The following is a 21,607-nucleotide window of genomic DNA, read 5'->3' as shown; positions in this document are numbered from 1 at the left end:
TTTTAATTATATTATAATTTAATCGATATCCAGATTACTATTATACCAAAAATATACATCAATAGACTTATATAAAATTAATTTTAAAATAAAATCTATTGTATTTTAAGTTACATTTCTTTTACCAATACTAATTTATAAACTTTTACACTTCCCCATATATCTTCAAGAATTAATTCAGCAGGATTTCTATCTTTTAATGTAAATGCAATTTCATTCCATCTATTTACTTTAATAGGAGTTATGAATGATGATGAATATAACTTAAGCCAGTACGTAAAAATATTTGATCCATATCCAAAAACAGTATTGGCTGAATACATTTCATCTGCTCTAATAGCATCAAATTCAATTTCATAAACAAGCTCATCGTTTACGCGTAGGGAAATTTTTCTTGGAATAATTTTCGTATTATTTCCAATTTTTTCATCAGCTTTTACTTCTAATTTTGGAAGAGTAGCAAATGGAATTTCAGTAATTTGATCTTCAAGTAATTTAAATGTTCTATTATTTGACCTGATTTCAAGAGCTTCTAATTTCCTTGGTCTCATTTCAATATAATCAACAAATTCTAAAGCGTCTCTAACAATTTCAATTTCTTCATTTCCAGATTTTCTGAGTTCTCTAACTTCAAAATGCACATGTGGAACTTCTGCTTCTCCAGATTTTCCTGAATAGGCAATTTCTTCACCTTTTGATACTCTAATTTCATCCTCAGGAAATTTAACTTCTGCAAAAGTATTTCCAACCTCGCTGATTACAGAATTAGCAATTTCGGATAGTATACCTTTAAACGAATTTAAATGTGCATAAACAGTTATTAAATCATAATCTGGATGATATAGAAAAATAGTATTTCCATAAACTTTGTGGTTTAACCATATCTTATATACATAACCATCAGCAGCTGCATTTACAGGATATCCAATTCTTGAAAATGATGAAAAATCAATACCAAGGTGAAAATGAGGTTTATCCCCAGTATCTCTGTATTCTCCAAAAGATGAAGTAAGATATGAATCTTTTACTGGTGGTAAGAATCTTTGTGAAAAAGATAAAACGAAACTAAAAAGAATAATCAAAATAATAAATAATTTTTTCATAACATACCTCCTAAATATATACTCAACTATCCAGAAGAAAAATCTTCTGGATAAAATTGATTATTCTATTATTATAAATTAAGCTTATTGTCCACTGTTATCTTGCTGGAATAATCTTACATATTTCATTGGTACAATCATTTTTATCGCATGTTTATATACAAGCGATTGCTGTCCTTTTTTTTCCAGTAATATGGTAAAATTATCAAAGGATTTTATAAAACCAGTTGTTTGAAATCCGCCTTCAAAGTAAATTTTACATTCAATTTTATTTGTTCTCAACAAATTTAAAAATCTTTCTTGTAAATTAAATTTTTCAGCCATTTTAACTCCCCCTTTAAGATGAATTTTAATTAATTATAAATTTAAAAAAATCAAATCTCTAATTTTCTTTATCACATATTTTTCTTCTGATAAATTTATCCATACTGCATTATCATATCCTCTAAAATATATAATCTGCCGTCTGGCATAACGTCTTGTATTTCTTTTTATAAGATGTATCATTTTATCATAATCATATTTCCCCTCAATATATTCTAATACTTCTTTATATCCAATAGTATTCAAAGAATTTAAGTTTTTGTTATATCCCATGTCAATTAGTTTTTTTACTTCATCAATTAATCCATTTTTTATCATTAATTCAACTCTTAAATTTATTCTTTCATGAAGCTCTTTTCTATCTCTATCCAGTATAATTATATTAAATTCATAGGGGGAATGTGCTTTGTGATTTTTTATTAATTCAGACATTCTTTTTCCAGATATAATATATATTTCTAAAGCTCTGATACTTCGTTTTAAATCATTTTGATGTATTCTTAAATAACTTTCAGGATCAACATCTTTTAATATTTCTCTTATGATTCCTGGTTGTTTTTCCTCTAATTTTCTTAAATAACTTCTTAATGTTAACGAAGACGGTGATTCAAAAAAACCTTTATATATAGAATCGAAATATAATCCAGTTCCACCTGATATTATTGGAATTTTTCCTCTATTTAAAATATCTTCAATACTCTTTAAAGCATCTAATCTATACATATATGCATTATAATATTGATTTGGTTCTATAAAATCAATCAAATGATGTTTGATTTTTTTCTGTTCATATTTTGTAGGTTTTGCGGTACCGATGTCCATATATTTATATATTTGTCTTGAATCACAAGATACAACTTCAAAATCATCTCCAAACTCTGTGAGAATTCCAGTTTTGCCAACTGCGGTAGGACCTAATATTACAGGTATTTTCATTTTATATAAATCACCCCGTAAAACACACCTGAATTTTTGCTCCCGTCAATTTTATCAAATTTATATTTATTCCATATAGAATCCTTTACATGAGCTTTTACAATAACTTTACTTTTTGCAACTCTTTTCATTTCTTCGATGTCTGAAGGTTCTAATGTTTCATAAACAGCAAACTTTCTCAATGGGTTTAGCGCAGAAGATTCAAATACGGGATTTTCAAACATTGGATCACAATATATAATATCATAACTTTTATCCTTTTGATTTCTTATAAAGTGTTTATAATTATCATTTATTACTTCAATTTTATTTGAAGCTTCTTTTAACCATTTTATTTTATATGGATAATAATTTATACTTTCTTTAACAACAAAATATATAGGGAATGAACCTTCAAGACCAATTAATTTTCCATTGTCTAATTGAGAAGCAATTAATAAAGCTTCACTACCAAGACCAAAAGTTAAATCTAAAATAATTTCATTTCCTTTTAATTCTAAATTATTCAGTAAATAATCTTTTTTATCTGACACAAAATTTTTCATTCTTATTTTTACAATAGAAGGATGAAAGAAAAATTCAAAGTCATTCTTTTTTACTTTTACGGTTAAATTCTTTTCTACAACAAAGAATATATTACCGGTTTTTAAATGTCTTCTGTTTTTATATATTAAACCATATTTTTTAGCGAGTTGTTTGGCTCGCTGTAGTTGTTCCTTCGATGGTTTGTGGGACGTAGTTATAATTAATTTTTCCATTTTCTATTGTCACACCCTTTTCTTCTAATAATTTTTTTATCATATCCCTTTCTTTTTCTATTTCATAAAGACGTTTTTGTAAATGTTCAAATTCATTGCGAGTTTTTTTATATTCATTTACTAATTCATTATAAATGAATAGCATACGAATCATTTGAATGCTGAAATATATTATAACAAATATAATAGAAAATAGTATTATAACTTTTACAAAATTAATATTTTTTCTTTTTTTCTTTTTTTTACCGACAATGATTTTTTTTCTTTCCATATTTATCCTTTCAATCCTGAACGTGCTATTCCTGCCACGAAGTACTTTTGCATGAAAATAAACAATATAATTATTGGAATTACAGAGAATGTCGAAGCAGCCATTAATAGATTATATAATGTACCGGATTCTGTTGTAAATGTTTGTAATCCTACAGCTAAGGTGCGCATTTCTGGAGACTTGGTAACGATTAATACCCATAAGAATGCATTCCAACTTCCTACAAATTTTAATAAAGCACCTGTAATTAATGCAGGTTTACTTAAAGGAACCATAACAGTCCATAAGAATCGCCAGCTTGAACTCCCATCTATTTTAGCAGCGTCCCATAAATCATTTGGAATTGTCAAAAACTGTTGTCTTAATAAAAATATAGCAAATACACTGACTATCCACGGTATTATTAATGCATAATATGTATCAAGCCATCTAAATTTACTTATTGTTATAAAGTTTGGAACAAGCATAACTTCCCCTGGAACCATCATTGTTGCTAAAAATAATGTGAATAAAATATTTTTACCCCAGAATTCAAGTTTAGCAAATGCAAAAGCGGCCATTGATGCAATAATAATCTCAAGAATAGTTGTAGATGTTGCCATGAATAAGGTATTTATATAATATTTTGAAAAAGGTGCAGCGTTCCATGCATCAACATAGTTTTGAAAAACATTTGAAAAGATTTCTGTTGGCGTAAAATTAGCTTTCATTGTTGGTATATCGTCAAGAAACCATACAGCATATGAATCTTTATAATATATTTCAATAGTAGAATAGTTTCTATAATAAACTTTATCAATAAAAGAAGGTGCTTTAATTAAATTAACTATGGAAATTGAATCTGAATAAACCTTATTGAATTTTTCAAGGATTTTATTATAGTCATTTCTGATGCTAGACAGTTTTAATAATTTTGATTTATCGATATTTTTTTCATTTATAAAGTCAAGATCAAAAGTATTTAAATAGTTATTGATATTATCAACATTTACATTATTTATTTTAGAAAGACTTCTGATTATCATCAATGCTCGCGATAAATCTTCTGAATTGATATTTAAAATAGATAATACTTGGTCATTAAAGTCGTGTTCTAAATTTAATACAAAGTTATCTTTAATTTTTAATATATCGATATTTTTATCTATTTCATTTTTTAATTCATCTGGTATATCTGATGATTCAAGTTTTTTGAGGAAATTAGCTTTCATTATTTCTTTAGTTGGAACCTTGAATTGTATTGTTAAGTCATTAGAGGTATATTTTTGAACATCATTAAATTTATTTTCAAAAAATGCTTTAAATTTCAAAGAATTTTTGTTATAGATTATTGAATTATAAATATTTTTTTCCAGTAATCTATTGACATTTCTTAAATACATATCAGTGAATGATACAAAATTGATAGAATTTAATTTTTCAATTATATGAGAAATTTCATCATTTGAAATTATTCCAGTACCTTTTGAAAAATTTTCTATTAAAGCAGATACGTCGGATAAACTGTTTTTTAATTTTAAAAGATAATTTTTTAACTCATCCTTTTTTCTTAATTTTTCATTTTTTATTACTGAGTTATCAGTATCTTTAACTCTGAGATATGGGACTCTATTTAAAGAAATCTTTAAAAATTTATCAATGTAATTGATAGAATTTTTAATTTCTTTATCCAGTGATTTTAATATTTGAGATTTTTTAAATAATCCATTTGAGGATGAATATAAGCCGAAATAAAAATTCTCAAAACTTTGTGGATTTTCTTTTAATAGATTTATTTTATTGGATAATTCTTTTATCAAAGGAAATTTAGCATTATATTCTTTTATTTCTTTAATTAAAGTATTGATGTTTTCATTATCAGCATAATTTATTTTTGTAAAAGTTAAGGTAACTAAACCTCTTTTTATTGGATCATCTTCAACGATAAAAACCTTTTTATACGGATTATATATCTCTCCACTTTGAGAGGCTCTGAATTCAGCTAAACTAAGACTTCCCTGATTGCCAAGTGTTGTTGAAGGTACATTTTTAATGTTTACTGAAATTTCAGATTTGAAATTTTTTGATGTCCATCTTGGTGGCCATTGTGCTATTTCGCTACCGGTTTTAAATGAAGTTACAACCATCCAGGCAAATGGCATTGCCATTACAATAGCTCCACCAATAACCAACAAATATACAATTAAAGTACCCATAGTATTAGCAAATTTATTCCAGGACATTATAAGACCCCCTTAAGAATCGTAATGGACACGTTTTTTCCCAGCTACAAATTGTATAAAGGTAAAAATCAGTATAATACCAAATAACACATATGCAGCTGCACTTGCCTGTCCCATTCTCTGTTCACCATAGAATTTTTCAAAAACATAATAAACAACTGTCAAACCACTATTGTTGTATGGACCTGGGAGTCCTGAATAAAGAACAAAAATTTCAGAGAACACTTTAAATGCACCAATCATAGAAACAATTAAAATAAAGAATGTTGTTGGAGAAAGCAAAGGCCATGTTATATAAGCAAATTTTTGCCATGTTGTTGCGCCGTCAACCTCTGCAGCTTCATAATAACTTTTATCTATATTTTGAAGTCCTGCAAGGAAAATTATAGAGTAATATCCTACCAGTTTCCATATGGAAATAATAGCTATTGTTGGAATTGTCCATTTTTCATCCTTTAACCATAAAACTTTATCTACGCCGAAAAATGACAGAATGTAATTTAATAAACCATTGTCATTAAATATCCATTGCCAGACTAATGAAACGGCAACAACACTAGTTACAAAAGGTATAAAGTATATAGTTCTAAAAACAACTTTTCCTCTGATTTCTTGATAAAACAATAAAGCTATTATTAAAGATAAAAATATTGTTATAGGCATTGATAATAAGACATAATAACTTGTATTCCATATGGCTTTCAAAAAGTCAGCTTCTTCTTTTGCCATACTTAAATAATTCACAATTTCTGGTATTTTTATAAATTTTATTCCTACAATATAAATAATTAAAAATAATATTAATCTCAATAATAATTTATCGGGTGTTCCTTCTATTTTTTTCATTGCAGCAATTGCAACATATGAAAAAGCGAGCCATAGAAATATAATCCATTGAAATTGATAATTAATATAATTCCAAAGAATAAACGCAAATAATCCCAAAATAGAATTAAAAATTATAAAATTTTTAATTTTTTTATCAGGAATTCTTTTCAAATCCAATAAAGCATTCAAAAAATATGCTGTAAAAAATACTATAAAAAAAGTACCTAAAAAAGCAACATTAAATGTTAAATCAACGGGATGTTTTAATTTAAAAAGTTGAGCATAATTGTCAAAACCTATAAACTGAGGGTTTGCTTGATTTTTAAAATCCCATTTAAAAAAACTCAAAACAAATGAATATATAATAGGCCAGAAGACAAAAATAGATAAAATAATCATGGATGGTAAAATATATAAATATGCAGTTATACTTTCACGCGTTCGTCTCCATGCATGTGGAGAAAGAAAGTATTTGGATACTTTCATAAAAATCGCCAATAATATAGCAATAACGATGCCTATAACAGGAATGAGAATCTCAGCTGGCATATACTTTCCTCCAATCAACTAAAAATTTTGTAACACCTATTTTACCATATTAAATAATAAAAAGTCAATTTTCATTTATTTCAATTTTTTCGCTAATTTTATTAATTGACTTACTATTTCATCAAATGAAGGTCTTTCAAATGTTCCCTGTTTTAGAAAAGCATTGATATTATCAATTTCCCTTTTTGCAATATCAATTTTTTTGCTAGTTCCCTCTTTATATGCGCCAACTTCTATTAAGTCCTTTGCATCATTATATGTTGCCATAATGTCACGAACCGTATAAGCAGCATCAAGGTGTTCGGCCGAAACAACAGATGACATTAATCTGCTTATACTTGATAAAACATCTATCGCTGGATAATGCGAAGATTCTGCCAATCTTCTGGATAAAATAATATGTCCATCTACAATACCTCTAACAGTATCAGAAATTGGTTCATTAAAATCGTCGCCTTCAACCAGAACAGTATAAATTGCAGTTATACTACCTTTATCAGAATTACCGGCTCTTTCCAATATTTTAGGTAATTCCGCAAAAACACTTGGAGTATATCCTCGCGTTGCTGGAGGTTCGCCTATTGAAAGCCCTATTTCTCTTTGAGCCATAGCCCAACGTGTTAAAGAATCTACCATTAGCATAACATTATATCCGAGATCTCTGAAAAATTCTGCAATAGTGGTTGCGCTGAGTAAAGCTTTGGTTCTCATCAAAGCTGGTTGATCAGAAGTTGAAACGACGACAATTGAGCGTTTTAAACCTTCTTCTCCTAAATCTCTTTCAATAAACTCTCTAACCTCTCTTCCTCGCTCACCTATTAATGAGATTACATTAATATCAGCAGATGTATTTCTTGCAATCATACCCAATAATGTGCTTTTTCCAACACCACTACCGGCAAAAATTCCAATCCTTTGACCCTGCCCGAGAGTTATTAATCCATCTATAGCTTTAACTCCAACAGATAAAGGTTTTTCTATTTTATTTCTTATTAAAGGATTTGGAGGCGGAGAATATATAGAACGATATTTTTCAATATGTAGGGGCTTTCCATCTATTGGTCTTCCTATTCCATCTAAAACTCTTCCTAATAGATTTTGAGTAATTCCAATTGATACCTTTCTGTTTAATTTTTTTACTTTAGCTCCAACATAAAGACCATGAACATCTTCAAAAGGCATTAATAAAACTCTATTTCCAACAAAACCAACAACTTCACATAGTGCAGTATTTCCATCTTTTAATGTTATAGAACACAAATCACCAAGAGACACATCTGGTCCCCTGGATTCTATAACAACGCCTGTGATTCTATCTACAATTCCTTCCAGCGAAAAAAAATCTAAGGAGGTAATTTTTTTGTTTATATTTTCATAAATATCATTATAATCTTTCATCATTTAATTCTTCCTCGATTATAGTATTAACTTGCTTAATAATATTATCTTTATTAATAATAATTTTTCCCATATCCGTATGTACAGAAAGAGAAAAATCCGGCAAAGTGATGTCTTCTATTATTTCAATATTATCCAGAGAGTCAAATTTTTCTATCAATTGCGAGTAATTATTTATAATATTAGAGCTAATATGTATTTTTATTTTATTAAAATTAATAAATTTTTCTATAATTTTATTTAATGAATTTTCTATCCATTTTGGAGAAGATAAGATTTCAATATCCAGAAATTTATTGACTAATAATTTTAATATATTAAATAAAAGCATTCTTACATTGTATAGTTCTAAATTTATAGATTTTTCAAAAGAGGACAATAATTGATTGAGCTGTTGTGAATATTGCTCAATCAATAAATTAAGCTCATTTTCTGCTCTCTCTTTGCCTTCTCTTCTTGCTTTTTCAATTTCCTCTGCATAGGCTAAATGAGCTTCGTTAACAATATTTTCTGCCTCATGTTTTGCATTTTCTATTATTTCTGAGGCTTTTCTTTCAGCATCTTCAATAATTTTTTTTGCAATTTCTTCAGCACTTTCTTTTTCTAATTCCTGTGTATTTTCTGGTGATTCAAAAATAATATACTGTCCTTTGATTATTTTTCTATTAAACAATTAATTCTTCTCCTCCTCCACCAGCAATAATAATTTCACCGGATTCTTATAATTTTCTGATAATTGCAACAATTCTTTGTTGTGCTTCATCAACATCTTTTAGTCTGACAGGTCCCATGAATTCCAGTTCTTCCACAATCATTTGACTGGCTCTTTGGGACATATTAGATAGAATTTTATCTTTTAATTCTTCAGACGCACCTTTTAGAGATAGCGTTAAATCACGAGTATCAACTTCTCTGAGTATTCTTTGAATAGTTCTGTCATCAAGTTTGAGAATATCTTCAAATACAAACATTTTCTTTCTAATTTCTTCTGATAATTTTGGATCTGATTCTGATAATCTATCAAAAATATTTTTTGATACGGTTCTATCAATATTATTCATAATTTCGGCAGTTGTTTCTATTCCTCCAACTTGACTAAAAGGTTGGGCAGCAAATGATGATAATCTATCTTTCATACGACTTTCCACCTCCTTAACAACATCTGGAGTGGCTCTATCCATAATAGAAATTCTTTTAATTACGTCAACCTGAAGATCCTCAGGCAAGCCAGCAATAACCTGCGCAGCAGCAGATGGTGGCAGATAACATAATACCAGTGCAACGGTTTGTGGATGTTCATTTTGTAAAACGTTTGTAATTTGAGTAATATCGATTCTTTTTAAGAAATCAAAAGGTTTAACCTGTAAATTTGTAACGAGATTTTCAATAATTTTAATTGCCTGTTCAGGACCAAAAGCTTCTTCAAGCAATTTTTTGGCATAATCAACCCCGCCTTCTTTAATGAATTCTTTTACTTTCATTAATTCAAAAAATTCATTTAAAACGGCGCTTTTTTCTTCTTCTGAAATTTTACCAAGATTGGCGACTTCCAGTGTCAGCATTTCCACCTCTTCTTCATTTAATTCTTGTAATAATTTTGAAGCTCTATCCGGTCCAACTAAAACCACAAGAATAGCTGCTTTTCTCAAACCTGTAGTAGCGTTACCTTTATCTGCAGCCATAAAATCACCTCTTTATTGATTAATCCAGTATTTTAATATTTCGACAACATCATCAAGATTTTGATCGACTGTTTTTTCAAGTTTTTCAAAAACCTTTTGATCTTCACTAATTTCTGTAGTTTCCGGTTCAATTTCCTCAATAATTCTACTTGCAGCTTCTTCAAGTTTTTTCTTTCTTTCAATAAGTGTTTTTCTTGCTTTTCTTTTCTTATTAACATTTATTATTCCGATAATCAACAATATTAAAACAAAAATCAAAATTACAGAAATAATGGTTATAGCAGTAATTGTTTTAGCCCTTTTAGACTGTTGAATAATTTTTTGATATTCAGCTTCTAAATCTTTGTTGAATTTAGTGAATAATATATTAATATTAGCAGGAGTTGCGCCAGTAGCAGTTGAAATAGCACTTTTAATTTGAGCTTTAGTAGTTTCATTTTCTGGAATAGGTGACTTATCTAAATCTATGAAAACAGTAATAGATTTTTGAGCAATCTCGCCATTTTTATCGTCAGTAACTTTTTGGTATATTTCATTGAAATCGTAGTTTGTAATTGTTTTAGAGGTTTTATAAGTATCACTATTTTGATTATCCGGTGTTTGTGTGGTATAAGGAGGAACATTTGAATCCACACCTGGAACATTTGATATACCTGAAAAATTCTTTTTTTCTTCAGATTCTCTTTGTTCACTAACAATAATTCCTGTATTTTTATTAACAGGTTGAACCTTTCTTGCTTCTTCTTCTATTTTTTGCCAGTTTAATTCAACTTCAGGAATAACAACAATGGCTCCCATACCGAAAACTCTTTGTAATTTATTTTCTATTTTTTCTGTATAATATTCTTCTATCTTTCTTTTTAAATCAAATTTTGTAGCTGCATCTGCAATATTACCTTCTGATATAACCTGAGCGCTTAAATTTCTGGAATTATTATCGACAACCTTTACATCTTTAGACTCAAGATTCTGTACAGCGCCTGCAACAAAATCCATTATAGCTTTAACTTGTGCAGAGTCTATTGTAGCACCAGGTTCAAGAAATAATAAAACAGATGCAGTTGGTTTTGATTGTTCAGCAGGAGTATAATAAGTTCTTGGAGGCAGAACAATATGCACCCTTGCATACTGTATGCCCTTCATAGTTGAAATAGATTTAGATAATTCACCCTCAAGAGCAATTTGATAATTTACCTGTTTATCATAACTTGTTGCTCCAAAATTCTGTTTTTGAAGTAATTCATACCCCTGTATCTGATTTCCTAAAACACCATTTAAAGCTAATTTCATCCATAGTTCATATTTATTGTATTTTTCCGGCACCTGAATAGAGCCACCTGGACCAACCTTATATGGAATATTTAACTCTTCTAATTTCGATATAATTTTTCCACCCTGTTGTTCGTCAACACCACTTATTAAGACCTGATAATTAGGTCTTAAGTTTAATATAATTAAAATTGTTAACAAAAAGATAACAGTTGCAATTAAGATAGAATATATAATTTTTTGATTTAGAGAAAAATTTTCCCAATAATCTTTTATAGTTTGAAAAAATCCCATGAACTCACCTCTAAAGACTCATATAAATACCGATTCTATAATCAGAGTTTATAATTATTCCGAATTTTATGTCGTATATAGAAAAACCAGTAATAAAGATAAAATTATTATCTATATAAGATTTTATCCATATTCCATTTTTATACTCAATATTCAGATAATAAGAATTCATAAATTTTAAGTTATTTAAAGATAATATATTTTGTGACCAGGGATAGCCAAGACGTAAATAGAGGTTTAAATTATTTCCATATGATGATCCTATTGAGAAATCAGATTTTGGAAAATACATCAATCCATAGGTAACACTTAATTTATTAAATTTAGTGGAATTATTTTCTTTGATAAAAGATAAATTTTGGGTGGAATAAACTTCAAAATTCTTATAAGCAAGTCCAGAATATGTATTTAGCTCAAAGTAATTTAACGATACTTTTCCATTAATCCCAATTAAAAACGGAGAGTAAATTTCGGTATTTTTATAAAATTTTTGAGCTTTTTTTACTTTTTTATAATAATTCAAACCAGAAGAATTTATACCACTTTTTAAAACAGATGTTGGTCCTTGATAATAGGCTGCTATCTGCTGTTTTTCAGATTGAAAAATTTTATATAAATAACTATGATAAGCAGTGGCACCAGTTATGTTATCAATTGGGTTAAATAAATTATGAATACCAAAATCTTGTGCAACTATAGGTTTTAATTGTAGAAGTCCAACGGCATGACTTGAAGAAATAGCATGTGTATAATAATTAGACTCAACATACATCTGGCCTCCTATTAAATTTCTATCCTGTGACCAGACGTAATTCAGTAGTTCGGATGAACTCATATAAGAATATTTTCCTAAAAATGTGTATTCAAAATTCAAAAACATGGAGTCTGTATATAACTCCATGTGTAATCCAGGTTTATAAAAAATCTTATTGTATATATCAATTTTTTCTGAAAATGAGAATATAGAGATAAAAAGAAATATTAGAAAAAAAAACCTTCTCACCTATAATTCACCCAATAAAGATAAAATTATTTCAGCTATTTTTTCACCAGTTTTATTTGCTATTTCTATAACTTCCTCAGCAGTAACCGGTTTTAATTCATCCGGTACAGCTTTATCAGTAACAGCGGATAGGCCTAAAACTCTTATTCCCCCATGATTTGCAACAATAACTTCAGGAACTGTAGACATTCCTACTAAATCAGCACCGAAATTTCTCATCATTTTTAATTCAGCAGGCGTTTCAAATGTAGGACCGGTAATACCAAGATAAACACCGGTATATACAGGAATTCCTAATTTCTTTGCTACGGATATAGCTTTTTCTGTTAATTCCCTATCATAAGGTTCACTCATATCAGGAAATCTTGGTCCCCATTCTTCGCAATTTTGTCCAATTAATGGATTATCTCCCATAAAGTTAATCTGATCTGTAATTATACAAGGATTACCAACTTCAAAATTTGGATTCATACCACCTGCTGCATTGGTAACTATTAAAATCTTTATGCCTAATTCTTGCATAACTCTAATTGGAAATGTAACTTCCTTCATAGTATATCCTTCATAATAATGAAATCTACCATTCATTAACATAACGTTTTTTCCAGATATGCTACCAAACATTAATTCACCTTTATGACCAGGTGCTGTTGAAACAGGAAAATTCGGAATATCGGTATATGATATACTTAATGAATTTTCTAATTTTTCAGAAATACCGTGTAGTCCTGATCCTAATACAATTGCAATTTCTGGTTGGTTTGATATTTTTTCTTTTATATATTTAGAAGCTTCTTTTACATTCTTTACATATTCGCTAATATCATTCATAAAAACACCTCCAGAGATAATAATAACATTATATATTATTATTATATCACAAATATTATTCTACATAACCAATAAATGGTAAATTTCGATATTTTTCTTCGTAGTCAAGTCCGTAACCAATAACGAAATAATTATCTATTTCAAAACCGGGAAAGTCTACATTTATTCCGTGATCATGAGCATTTTTTATAAGGAGAGAGGTTAGTTTTATTGAAGCAGGATTTTGCTTTTTAAATTCATTGATTAAAAATCTAATTGTATTGCCAGTATCCACAATATCTTCAATGAGAAGTATATGTTTTCCTTCAAGTGGTTCATTTGTCCAGCTATTTACGGTTATTTTACCTGTTGAAGATGTACCTCCATGATAGCTTGAAACCCTTACAAAATAATATACCATATCATGATTTATATGTTTAACTAAATCAGAAAAAAAATGAACAGAACCCTTTAATGCACATACAGCAACAATCTCTTCATCAATATTTTTATAATATTCAGTTATTTGTTTTCCTAATTCTTTTGCCTTTTCAAGTATTTGTTTTTCAGTTAATAATACCTTTAATTTTTTTGGATTAATCTCCATTTAAATCCTCTCCTTTCTTACTGAAACTTCACCAGCATAAATTTTTTCAATTTTCCCATCAAAATCTATTTCCAAATAATCACCATGTATTGAAACAATTTTACCACGTTTTTCAATACTTTGCGATATTATTTTTATAAAATCTCCATGTCTAATGTTAAGATTTTTTATCCATAACTTTGTGAAAATGGAAATTTTATCTTTTTTAAAATATTTTAGATAATATTTATAATATGCCGTCGAATTAATCTGTTTTAACAACTTTTTTAGATTTAACTCTTTGTTTTTTTCTTCAACATAGCTTGTAGCTATGTTTTTTAAATCGTCTGGAATTATATTATTCACATTTAGTCCAATGCCAACAATAATAGCAGAAATGTTATTTCCGACATATATTCCTTCGCCTAAAATACCACATATTTTTTTATTATTTACCAATAAATCATTTGGCCATTTTATAACTGTTTCAAGTCTATATTTAGATAAAACATATTTAATAGACATGGTGTATAACCTTACATAATGCCAGGGATTCATGGGTCGATTTTTTGGTTTAAATAATACAGAAAACCATAAACCTCCCCTTTGGGATATCCATTTTCTTTTCATTCTACCATAACCACCTGTTTGTTTAGAAGCCCAGACTATAGTTTCAGAAGGAAGTTTTTTCCAGTATTTTTTTAAGTATGCATTGGTTGAATCTATTGTATCAAAATATATAATATTATCTCCTATTATTTTGATCACTGCCTTCAATGGGTTTAAAAACATTTTTTATTTCAGGAAAAATACCATTTTTTACTTCTTTCGAATAATTTTCAATAGCTTCTTTAAATAAATCAAAACCATTCAAATATTTTTTTAAAAATTTAGGTTCAAAGTCTTTATTCAGACCAAGAAAATCGTGCCATACTAACACCTGCCCATCACAAAATCTTCCAGCACCAATGCCAATTGTTGGAATAGAAATAGATTCTGTAATTTTTTTTGCAACAGGTTCTGTAACCATTTCTAAAACAAGAGAAAATGCACCAGCATCATCAAGTGCAACAGCACTTTCTATAAGTAAATCTTCTTCTGTTTTAGTTTTACCTTTAGAAGAAATACCTATTTGTTTATATGATTGCGGGGTAAATCCAATATGACCCATTACAGGAATTCCGAATTCTACCATTTTTTTTATTAAAGGAGCAACATTATAACCTCCTTCAAGCTTAACTGCATCAGCTCCAGCTTTTAATATTAATCCGGCATTTTTTATTGCTTCACTTTCAGAAATTTGATAACTCAAAAACGGCATATCTCCAACAACAAATGTATTAGGAGCCCCTTTTTTTACAGCTTTTATAAAAATTAACATTTCATCCATACCTATTTTGATAGTATCCTCATTACCAAGCATAACATTAGAGGCAGAATCTCCAACTAAAATCATATCAATTCCAGCAGCTTCTGCAATTTTGGCGCTGATATAATCATAGGCTGTTATCATTGCGATTTTTTCCTTATTTTTCATTTTTAGTATTTTTTTTATACTCATATCATTCATCCTCCTTAATTTTATAGAGTAAATCTATAAAAAAATCATAAACTTCAACATTTCCAAAAATTTTATTAAATTCTTCACGTTCTTTGTTTATAGTATATAAATCATTTCTTGAAACAGGGCCAGTTAAAGCGCCTTTTAAACCTTTTTCTTTTATATTATTTAAAGATATAATGGAAAGGTCAATTAAATGGTTAATATTATCAATTTCAATTTCATTATATAAAACCTTTGACATTTTAATTAATCCATAAGAAAAATTAGAAGCTATAACTGCAGCCAGATGATATAAAACTTTTTTATTTTGTGGTATTATAACATATTTTCCATCTAAAATATCAATTAAATTTTTTGCATATTCAATTCCTTTAGAATTTCCTTCTATACCCCATACTATATTCTTTAAAGCATCACATTTTAAGGGTGAAGAAAACGGGAAATTAGGATGCATAGAAAAATGAGGAATATCACCAAAAAAATTTGAATCTAAAATACCACTGCAATGTCCAACCGCTTCTATATTGTAATTTTTTATTTCAGTCCATACATTTTTAATTTTTTCATCCTGTGTTGTTATTATAACAATGCCAGAAATATTACTTTTATCATCATCTTTGGAAAATAATTTAATAGAAATATTTTTCTTTTTAAAACAGTTGAATAAAGTTTTTCCAACCCTACCCGGTCCAATAATATTTATCATAATAACCTCCTGAAAATTTTTTGTCATTTATATTATAACATTAAGAATATCCAAAAAGTCAAATTTACTTAGGTAGCCCGATTTTTATCTTTAAAATTATTGTCAAAAAAACAATTTTTTTTACAGCATTCATTTTATATATTAAGATAATCAAAATTAGTATGATATAATTGTAATATAAAAAATTAGGAAGGTGAAGAAATGAATAAGTTTTTAATAGTAATTGTACTTTTACTTTTACTTACAACAATATCTTTTCCTATATTAAAGGTTGGAATAGCATTAACAGAGCCTTATGCCTACTTTGAAGAAACCACAAATGGATATTTGTTAAAAGGTATAGATATTGATATAATAAAGATGCTTTCTAAAGATTTAAATGAAAAGGTCGATATATATATTTATTCTTTTCCAGATCTAATAGAAAATGCATTGAATGATATGGATATTATAATAGGGGGTATTCACATAACTACTGAAAGAAAAAAATATATCAACTTTTCCATACCCTATTTAACAACAGGTCTCGTTATTCTAAAATTAAAAGATAATAAAAATAATGAATTGAAAACTTTTGCTGTAAAAAAAGATTCTACTGGTTATAAAACTGTTTTAAAATGGAAAAAATCTGGAAAAGATATTATTTATACTATATATAAAACCAATGAAGAATGTTTAAATGCTGTTTTAAACAAAAAAGTTGATGGAGCTTTTTTTGATTTGGTGAATGCAATATATTTGATGAAAAAATTTCCTGTTGAAATATATGGCGAGCCTTTAACAAAAAGTGATGTAGGTATAGGAGCTAGATCAGAAAAATTATTAAAAAAAATAAATCCTTTAATACTAAAATATAGAAGGAATAAATTAATAGGTGATTAGATGATTTCTTTAAAAAAATGGTTTAAAAACAACATAAAACTAATATTTTTATCTTTATTTTTAATCCTTTATTTAATGTGGGTAATATTTACCTTCCACATTATTTATTTTGATGCGGAAAGAAGAATGGATATACAATATAAAAAAATATTAAAAACAATAAAAATCCAAGAGGATTTGATTTTTAACAATATAAAATTGATAACCAATTCGTATGCTTATGTTGTTAATTCTCAAAAAATTTTAGAAGATATAGTAAATAGTAATAAATATATAGTATCAATCATTGACTATAAGCCGTATGTTGATATAATTGATAAAACATATCCAAAAAAGAAATTGAGTAATAATCTAAAGTTGGAAATAAAAAATAAGTTAAATGAATTAGAAAAAGAGAAATATATTCAAATTAATATTGACAATAGTTCGTATTATATAGTTCCGTATTTTTATGAACTAATTTCTAATCAGAAAATATTTCAGGGCCTTTTGATTTTTGAGATAAATCAAGAAGCTATACTGAGTCAAATAAAAAATCTTTTGTTAAATGATGAAAAAATTACTTTGAATAAACCTATTCAAAAATTTGTAATGTACAAAAATTTTATATTTTATTCAAAAAAATACTATTATATTGTTAATTTTAAAGAAAAGATTTATTCATTTTTTAAAGTATCCCTGAGCTTATTTTTTATAGTGATTCTATTTTATTATATAGTAAAAAATCTTTTTATTAGATTTTTAGAAAAGAGTATTATAAATCCTGTAAAATTTTTTTCGGAACATCTAGAAAAAGGAAAAGAAGAGTTATATACTGAAAAATTTAAAATAAATGAATTCGAAATTTTAAGAGAAGCATTTAATAAGATGATGTATAGAATAAATAATGATAAAATTGAGTTAGAATCAGCATATGAAGAAGCACATGCGATGAATGAAGAATTAATAGAAACAAATAGAAGATTGGAAGAATATATAAACAAGTTTGAGAGCATTATTAAGATAATTGGAAAAATTAGTTTGGAAAATATAGATGAAAAAACATTTTTTGATGAATTTTTAAAAATATCAATAAGCAGTATCCCTGAAGTGAAATATGGCAGTATTGCCATTAAAGATAAAAATAATTGGAAATTTATTTCAACATATGGGCACAATTTCGAAATTTTAAAAAAAGTTAATTTATCTGAAGATAATTTTATATACGCAAAAAAAACCAAAGTAATGGATAATATTATACAAAAAGATAAAAAACTTTTAGATGATGGAACATTAGAAATAGTGAAAAATGCAAGTATGTCAATAAGAAAAAGTATAATGTCACCATTAAAAATAAAAGGAGTTATAATTGGTCAACTTTCTCTTGATACTGATGAAGATGTTGAGATTTCAGATGAGAGCATAAAATTTGTTGAAACATTGAGCAGTCTTACATCTGCATTTATAAGATTAAAAAGATTGTCTAAGGAAGAGGGAAAGTTACATAAAAATATTATATTAGCGCTTATTAAAGCACTAGAATATTATGATAAATATACCAAAGGTCATTCTGAGAGAGTTGCCAAGTACGCAACAGAATTTGCAGAATTTTTGAATTTAAATAAAGAAGAAATAAGGAAAATATATTGGGCAAGTATAACACATGATATAGGTAAATTTTTTATTCCTCAAACTATTTTAAACAAACCAGGAAAATTAAATGATAGAGAATATGAAATAATAAAAGAACATCCAATAAAAAGTTATGAAATACTTTCCAGTAGCGAATATCTTTTAGAATATACAAAAATAGTAAGACATCATCATGAAAAATGGGATGGTACAGGTTATCCAGATGGTTTAAAAGAAGAAAATATACCATACTTTTCTAGAATAATATCTCTTGCAGATAGTTTTGATGCAATGAGAACAGAAAGACCGTATAAAAAAGAAATGAGTATTGAAGAAATAATAGAAGAAATCAGAAAAAATGAAGGAACACAATTTGATCCTATTTTGGCATCTAAATTTATTGAATTTTTGAGGAGGAAATATCTGTGAAAATAAAGGTAGAGCCATTTGAAAGAATGAGAAGATTTGAATATATTGTTCCTTTAATATATATTTCTTTATTGATTATAGGTATTTTTATGGTAAGAACAGCGACTTATGGTGAATATATAGAGGATAATTATTATAAACAAATAATCTTTTCCATTCTAGGAATAGTAGTTTTTTTCTTTACATATTTTTTGAAAGAAAGAATTTTGAAAAGTATAATACCTCATTTATATGGTATAACATTATTATTATTAATATATGTATTGTTTTTTGAACGGGCAAGATATGGTGCCAGACGCTGGATAAGAATAGGTCCGGTTGGAATTCAACCTTCTCACTTATTTTTAATATTTACGCTAATTATTTTAGCAAAATATTTATCAGAAAAAAATAAAAAAGCATACTATATATTATCCTTTACAACATTAATAGGTCTTGCATTGATTTTTAAACAACCTGATTTAGGTATGACATTATTCACCTTTACATTATGGTTTTTATTGACATATGTTTCAGGACAACATGAAAAAACCTGGAAAACATCTTTATTTTTAATGTTATTTTCAATGCCATTTGCATTTTATTTTATGAAAGACTATCAAAGAGCAAGAATAATAGGTTTTTTGTTTCCAGAAAAAAATGCAGCTGGTGTGGCTTATAACACATTACAAGCAGTTAAAGCAATAGGATCAGGTGGGTTATTTGGAAAAGGTTATTTAAATGGATTTATGAACCTATCAAACTTTGTTCCAGAAGATCACAATGATTTTATAACAGCAGTAATTGGTGAAGAATTAGGTTTTTTAGGAATCATTTTGATTATATTTTTATATGGTTTATTAATTTATAGATTATATATATATGCTCAAAAAACAGAAAGAAAATTTTGGAAATATATATATTTTGGGACAATAGTAATTATATATTTGCACGTATATGAAAACATTGGTATGAATCTTGGAATAATGCCTGTTACAGGGGTACCTTTACCATTAATTTCATATGGTGGAAGTCAAATAATAACATTTTCCTTTTTATTGGGATTGGTAACAAAAGGAATTGCGACAACAGAAATGTTTACTGAGAATAATTATCTGGATAATGAATAAAAAACTAAAGAATAAAGGATGATTTTAATGATAAAAGTATATGTCATAGGAAAACCCAAAACAAAGTTTATAAAAATGGGAATAGAACAATATTTAAAGTGGAATAAAAAATATGATAGAATTGAATTGGTAGAGTTACCATTATCAAATGATTTAAATAAAATAACAGTTGAAGAATATAAAAATCAGGATAAAATGAAATTAAAAAAATATTTTTTACCCCAAGTTTTTAAAGTTGTTCTGGATGAAAAAGGAAAACAATTAAGTTCAATAGATTTTGCAAATAAGATTGAAAAATGGAGAATAGGAAGAAAAAATATATCATTTTTTATAGGAGGACCTTTAGGACATCATGAATATATCAAAAAAAATGCGGATTTTTTGCTTTCAATTTCAAATATGACCTTTACACATGAAATGGCAGTTTTATTATTATTAGAGCAAATATATAGAGCATTTAAAATAAATAACAATGAAAAATATCATTATTAGGAGGTAGCTATGCATAAAAGAGTATTTAAAAGATTAGAAAATTATAAAGCAGTTGAAGAATATTTTAAAGATGAAATAAAAGATAAAAATGCTTTAGACTTAATGAAAAAAGTTTTATTTGATGAGGAAGATGAAGCTTATAGTCTCATAGAAAATGAAGATAGTATAAGATTTTTGAAATTCTATCGTTCTGGCAGTTGTGAATTATGTTACGAAGAATATATTGACAAAAGCAAAGAAAAATTTGAAATGTGGAAAAAAAATCCGCCAAATTTTAGAGATCAAGCACTGAAGTTGGAAATTATAATAGAAGTAAAAGAGAAATAAAAGGATATTTAATAATAAATCGGGGCGAAATGCCCGATTTATTTTACTTCCTCAATATACTTTGCTTCTTTACCAACAAAAATAACTATGAATTTTTTTAAGTCTTCTCTTTTATAATCCAATTCATATGATTTCTTGTATTTTTCTATTTGTTCTTTTGCCTGTTTTATTTTCCTTTTTAATTTTTCTTCTGTGTATTCTTTTTGTTTTATGTATTTTACTTCTATTATTGCTTCATATGGTACTTCTTCGTATCTTTTGAACATTGCTATGTCTATATACCCATTTTCTACTGGATATTCCATTTTTACCATTGCATATGGCGTTAGTATTAGATAACTATACATTATCGCTTTTATGTATTTTTCATCTAATCCCATGAATATTCTGTTGTCCATTTTGCTCAATAGGTTTTCTATTTCTTTGGCAAAGCTTTTTATTTCTCCATCTGATA

The 21,607-nt window shown here is 27.2% G+C and carries 23 protein-coding genes; 5 read left to right on the top strand and 18 right to left on the bottom strand.

Annotated features, from left to right (window positions below):
* Window positions 1-110: 110 nt before the first annotated feature.
* The 17 genes from X275_RS08235 to X275_RS08155 form a co-directional block, all read right to left on the bottom strand.
* Window positions 111-1,103, bottom strand: coding sequence for a M23 family metallopeptidase (locus X275_RS08235; protein ID WP_047268365.1), 993 nt, complete (start codon window positions 1,101-1,103; stop codon window positions 111-113).
* Between the two features lie 84 nt (window positions 1,104-1,187).
* Entirely contained in the window at window positions 1,188-1,427 is a 240-nt protein-coding gene (hfq, locus tag X275_RS08230) for an RNA chaperone Hfq (RefSeq protein WP_047266047.1), read from the bottom strand.
* 33 nt (window positions 1,428-1,460) lie between these two features.
* A complete protein-coding gene (gene miaA, locus X275_RS08225; protein WP_047268364.1) occupies window positions 1,461-2,363 on the bottom strand; it encodes a tRNA (adenosine(37)-N6)-dimethylallyltransferase MiaA in 903 nt (300 codons plus the stop codon).
* Window positions 2,360-3,121 carry a class I SAM-dependent methyltransferase gene (locus X275_RS08220; RefSeq protein WP_047268363.1) on the bottom strand — a complete coding sequence of 254 codons (762 nt, stop codon included), beginning with the start codon at window positions 3,119-3,121 and terminating at the stop codon, window positions 2,360-2,362. Before X275_RS08220 ends, miaA begins: the two co-directional genes overlap by 4 nt.
* Window positions 3,048-3,392 (bottom strand): hypothetical protein, encoded by a 345-nt coding sequence (locus X275_RS08215; protein WP_047268362.1) that lies wholly within the window; start codon window positions 3,390-3,392, stop codon window positions 3,048-3,050. Before X275_RS08215 ends, X275_RS08220 begins: the two co-directional genes overlap by 74 nt.
* A 2-nt stretch (window positions 3,393-3,394) precedes the next feature.
* Window positions 3,395-5,614: a carbohydrate ABC transporter permease gene (locus X275_RS11370; RefSeq protein WP_084825154.1), complete on the bottom strand. Its 2,220-nt coding sequence runs from the start codon at window positions 5,612-5,614 to the stop codon at window positions 3,395-3,397.
* A 12-nt stretch (window positions 5,615-5,626) separates the two neighbouring features.
* The gene (locus tag X275_RS08205; RefSeq protein ID WP_047268387.1) at window positions 5,627-6,928 is read right to left on the bottom strand and encodes a carbohydrate ABC transporter permease; all 1,302 of its coding nucleotides are present in this window, start codon (window positions 6,926-6,928) and stop codon (window positions 5,627-5,629) included.
* Between the two features lie 138 nt (window positions 6,929-7,066).
* Window positions 7,067-8,389: a flagellar protein export ATPase FliI gene (gene fliI / locus X275_RS08200; RefSeq protein ID WP_047268386.1), complete on the bottom strand. Its 1,323-nt coding sequence runs from the start codon at window positions 8,387-8,389 to the stop codon at window positions 7,067-7,069.
* Window positions 8,376-9,062, bottom strand: coding sequence for a hypothetical protein (locus X275_RS08195; RefSeq protein WP_047268361.1), 687 nt, complete (start codon window positions 9,060-9,062; stop codon window positions 8,376-8,378). Before X275_RS08195 ends, fliI begins: the two co-directional genes overlap by 14 nt.
* 46 nt (window positions 9,063-9,108) lie before the next feature.
* Window positions 9,109-10,071, bottom strand: coding sequence for a flagellar motor switch protein FliG (gene fliG / locus X275_RS08190; RefSeq protein ID WP_047268360.1), 963 nt, complete (start codon window positions 10,069-10,071; stop codon window positions 9,109-9,111).
* Between the two features lie 12 nt (window positions 10,072-10,083).
* A complete protein-coding gene (gene fliF / locus X275_RS08185; protein WP_047268359.1) occupies window positions 10,084-11,634 on the bottom strand; it encodes a flagellar basal-body MS-ring/collar protein FliF in 1,551 nt (516 codons plus the stop codon).
* 10 nt (window positions 11,635-11,644) lie between these two features.
* On the bottom strand, window positions 11,645-12,535 hold the full coding sequence (locus X275_RS11145; RefSeq protein ID WP_156168737.1) for a lytic transglycosylase domain-containing protein: 891 nt from the start codon (window positions 12,533-12,535) through the stop codon (window positions 11,645-11,647).
* A 102-nt stretch (window positions 12,536-12,637) separates the two neighbouring features.
* Window positions 12,638-13,468: a purine-nucleoside phosphorylase gene (locus X275_RS08175; protein ID WP_047268358.1), complete on the bottom strand. Its 831-nt coding sequence runs from the start codon at window positions 13,466-13,468 to the stop codon at window positions 12,638-12,640.
* Window positions 13,469-13,523: 55 nt separating this feature from the next.
* On the bottom strand, window positions 13,524-14,054 hold the full coding sequence (gene hpt, locus X275_RS08170; protein ID WP_047266039.1) for a hypoxanthine phosphoribosyltransferase: 531 nt from the start codon (window positions 14,052-14,054) through the stop codon (window positions 13,524-13,526).
* Entirely contained in the window at window positions 14,055-14,801 is a 747-nt protein-coding gene (locus X275_RS08165) for a biotin--[acetyl-CoA-carboxylase] ligase (RefSeq protein ID WP_231588303.1), read from the bottom strand.
* Window positions 14,779-15,594 (bottom strand): 3-methyl-2-oxobutanoate hydroxymethyltransferase, encoded by an 816-nt coding sequence (gene panB, locus X275_RS08160; RefSeq protein ID WP_047268357.1) that lies wholly within the window; start codon window positions 15,592-15,594, stop codon window positions 14,779-14,781. Before panB ends, X275_RS08165 begins: the two co-directional genes overlap by 23 nt.
* Window position 15,595: 1 nt before the next feature.
* On the bottom strand, window positions 15,596-16,303 hold the full coding sequence (locus X275_RS08155; RefSeq protein ID WP_052913754.1) for a DUF2520 domain-containing protein: 708 nt from the start codon (window positions 16,301-16,303) through the stop codon (window positions 15,596-15,598).
* Window positions 16,304-16,504: 201 nt separating this feature from the next.
* Between X275_RS08155 and X275_RS08150 the strand changes: the two genes are divergently transcribed.
* The 5 genes from X275_RS08150 to X275_RS08130 are packed head-to-tail and all read left to right on the top strand — an operon-like array spanning window position 16,505 to window position 21,153.
* Window positions 16,505-17,185: a substrate-binding periplasmic protein gene (locus X275_RS08150; protein ID WP_052913752.1), complete on the top strand. Its 681-nt coding sequence runs from the start codon at window positions 16,505-16,507 to the stop codon at window positions 17,183-17,185.
* On the top strand, window positions 17,186-19,225 hold the full coding sequence (locus X275_RS11140; RefSeq protein ID WP_052913750.1) for an HD-GYP domain-containing protein: 2,040 nt from the start codon (window positions 17,186-17,188) through the stop codon (window positions 19,223-19,225).
* A complete protein-coding gene (locus X275_RS08140) occupies window positions 19,222-20,334 on the top strand; it encodes an FtsW/RodA/SpoVE family cell cycle protein (protein ID WP_052913749.1) in 1,113 nt (370 codons plus the stop codon). The genes X275_RS11140 and X275_RS08140 overlap by 4 nt, the downstream gene beginning before the upstream one ends.
* A 27-nt stretch (window positions 20,335-20,361) precedes the next feature.
* Window positions 20,362-20,826, top strand: coding sequence for a 23S rRNA (pseudouridine(1915)-N(3))-methyltransferase RlmH (locus X275_RS08135; protein ID WP_052913747.1), 465 nt, complete (start codon window positions 20,362-20,364; stop codon window positions 20,824-20,826).
* A gap of 9 nt (window positions 20,827-20,835) precedes the next feature.
* Window positions 20,836-21,153 (top strand): hypothetical protein, encoded by a 318-nt coding sequence (locus X275_RS08130; RefSeq protein ID WP_047268355.1) that lies wholly within the window; start codon window positions 20,836-20,838, stop codon window positions 21,151-21,153.
* Window positions 21,154-21,191: 38 nt separating this feature from the next.
* Here the strand turns inward: X275_RS08130 and X275_RS08125 are convergent.
* On the bottom strand, window positions 21,192-21,607 hold a 416-nt coding region (locus X275_RS08125; protein WP_047268354.1), incomplete at its 5' end, for a PD-(D/E)XK nuclease domain-containing protein.

Source organism: Marinitoga sp. 1197 (assembly GCF_001021165.1).
Lineage (GTDB): Bacteria > Thermotogota > Thermotogae > Petrotogales > Petrotogaceae > Marinitoga.
This window is presented reverse-complemented; position numbering and strand designations above follow the sequence as displayed.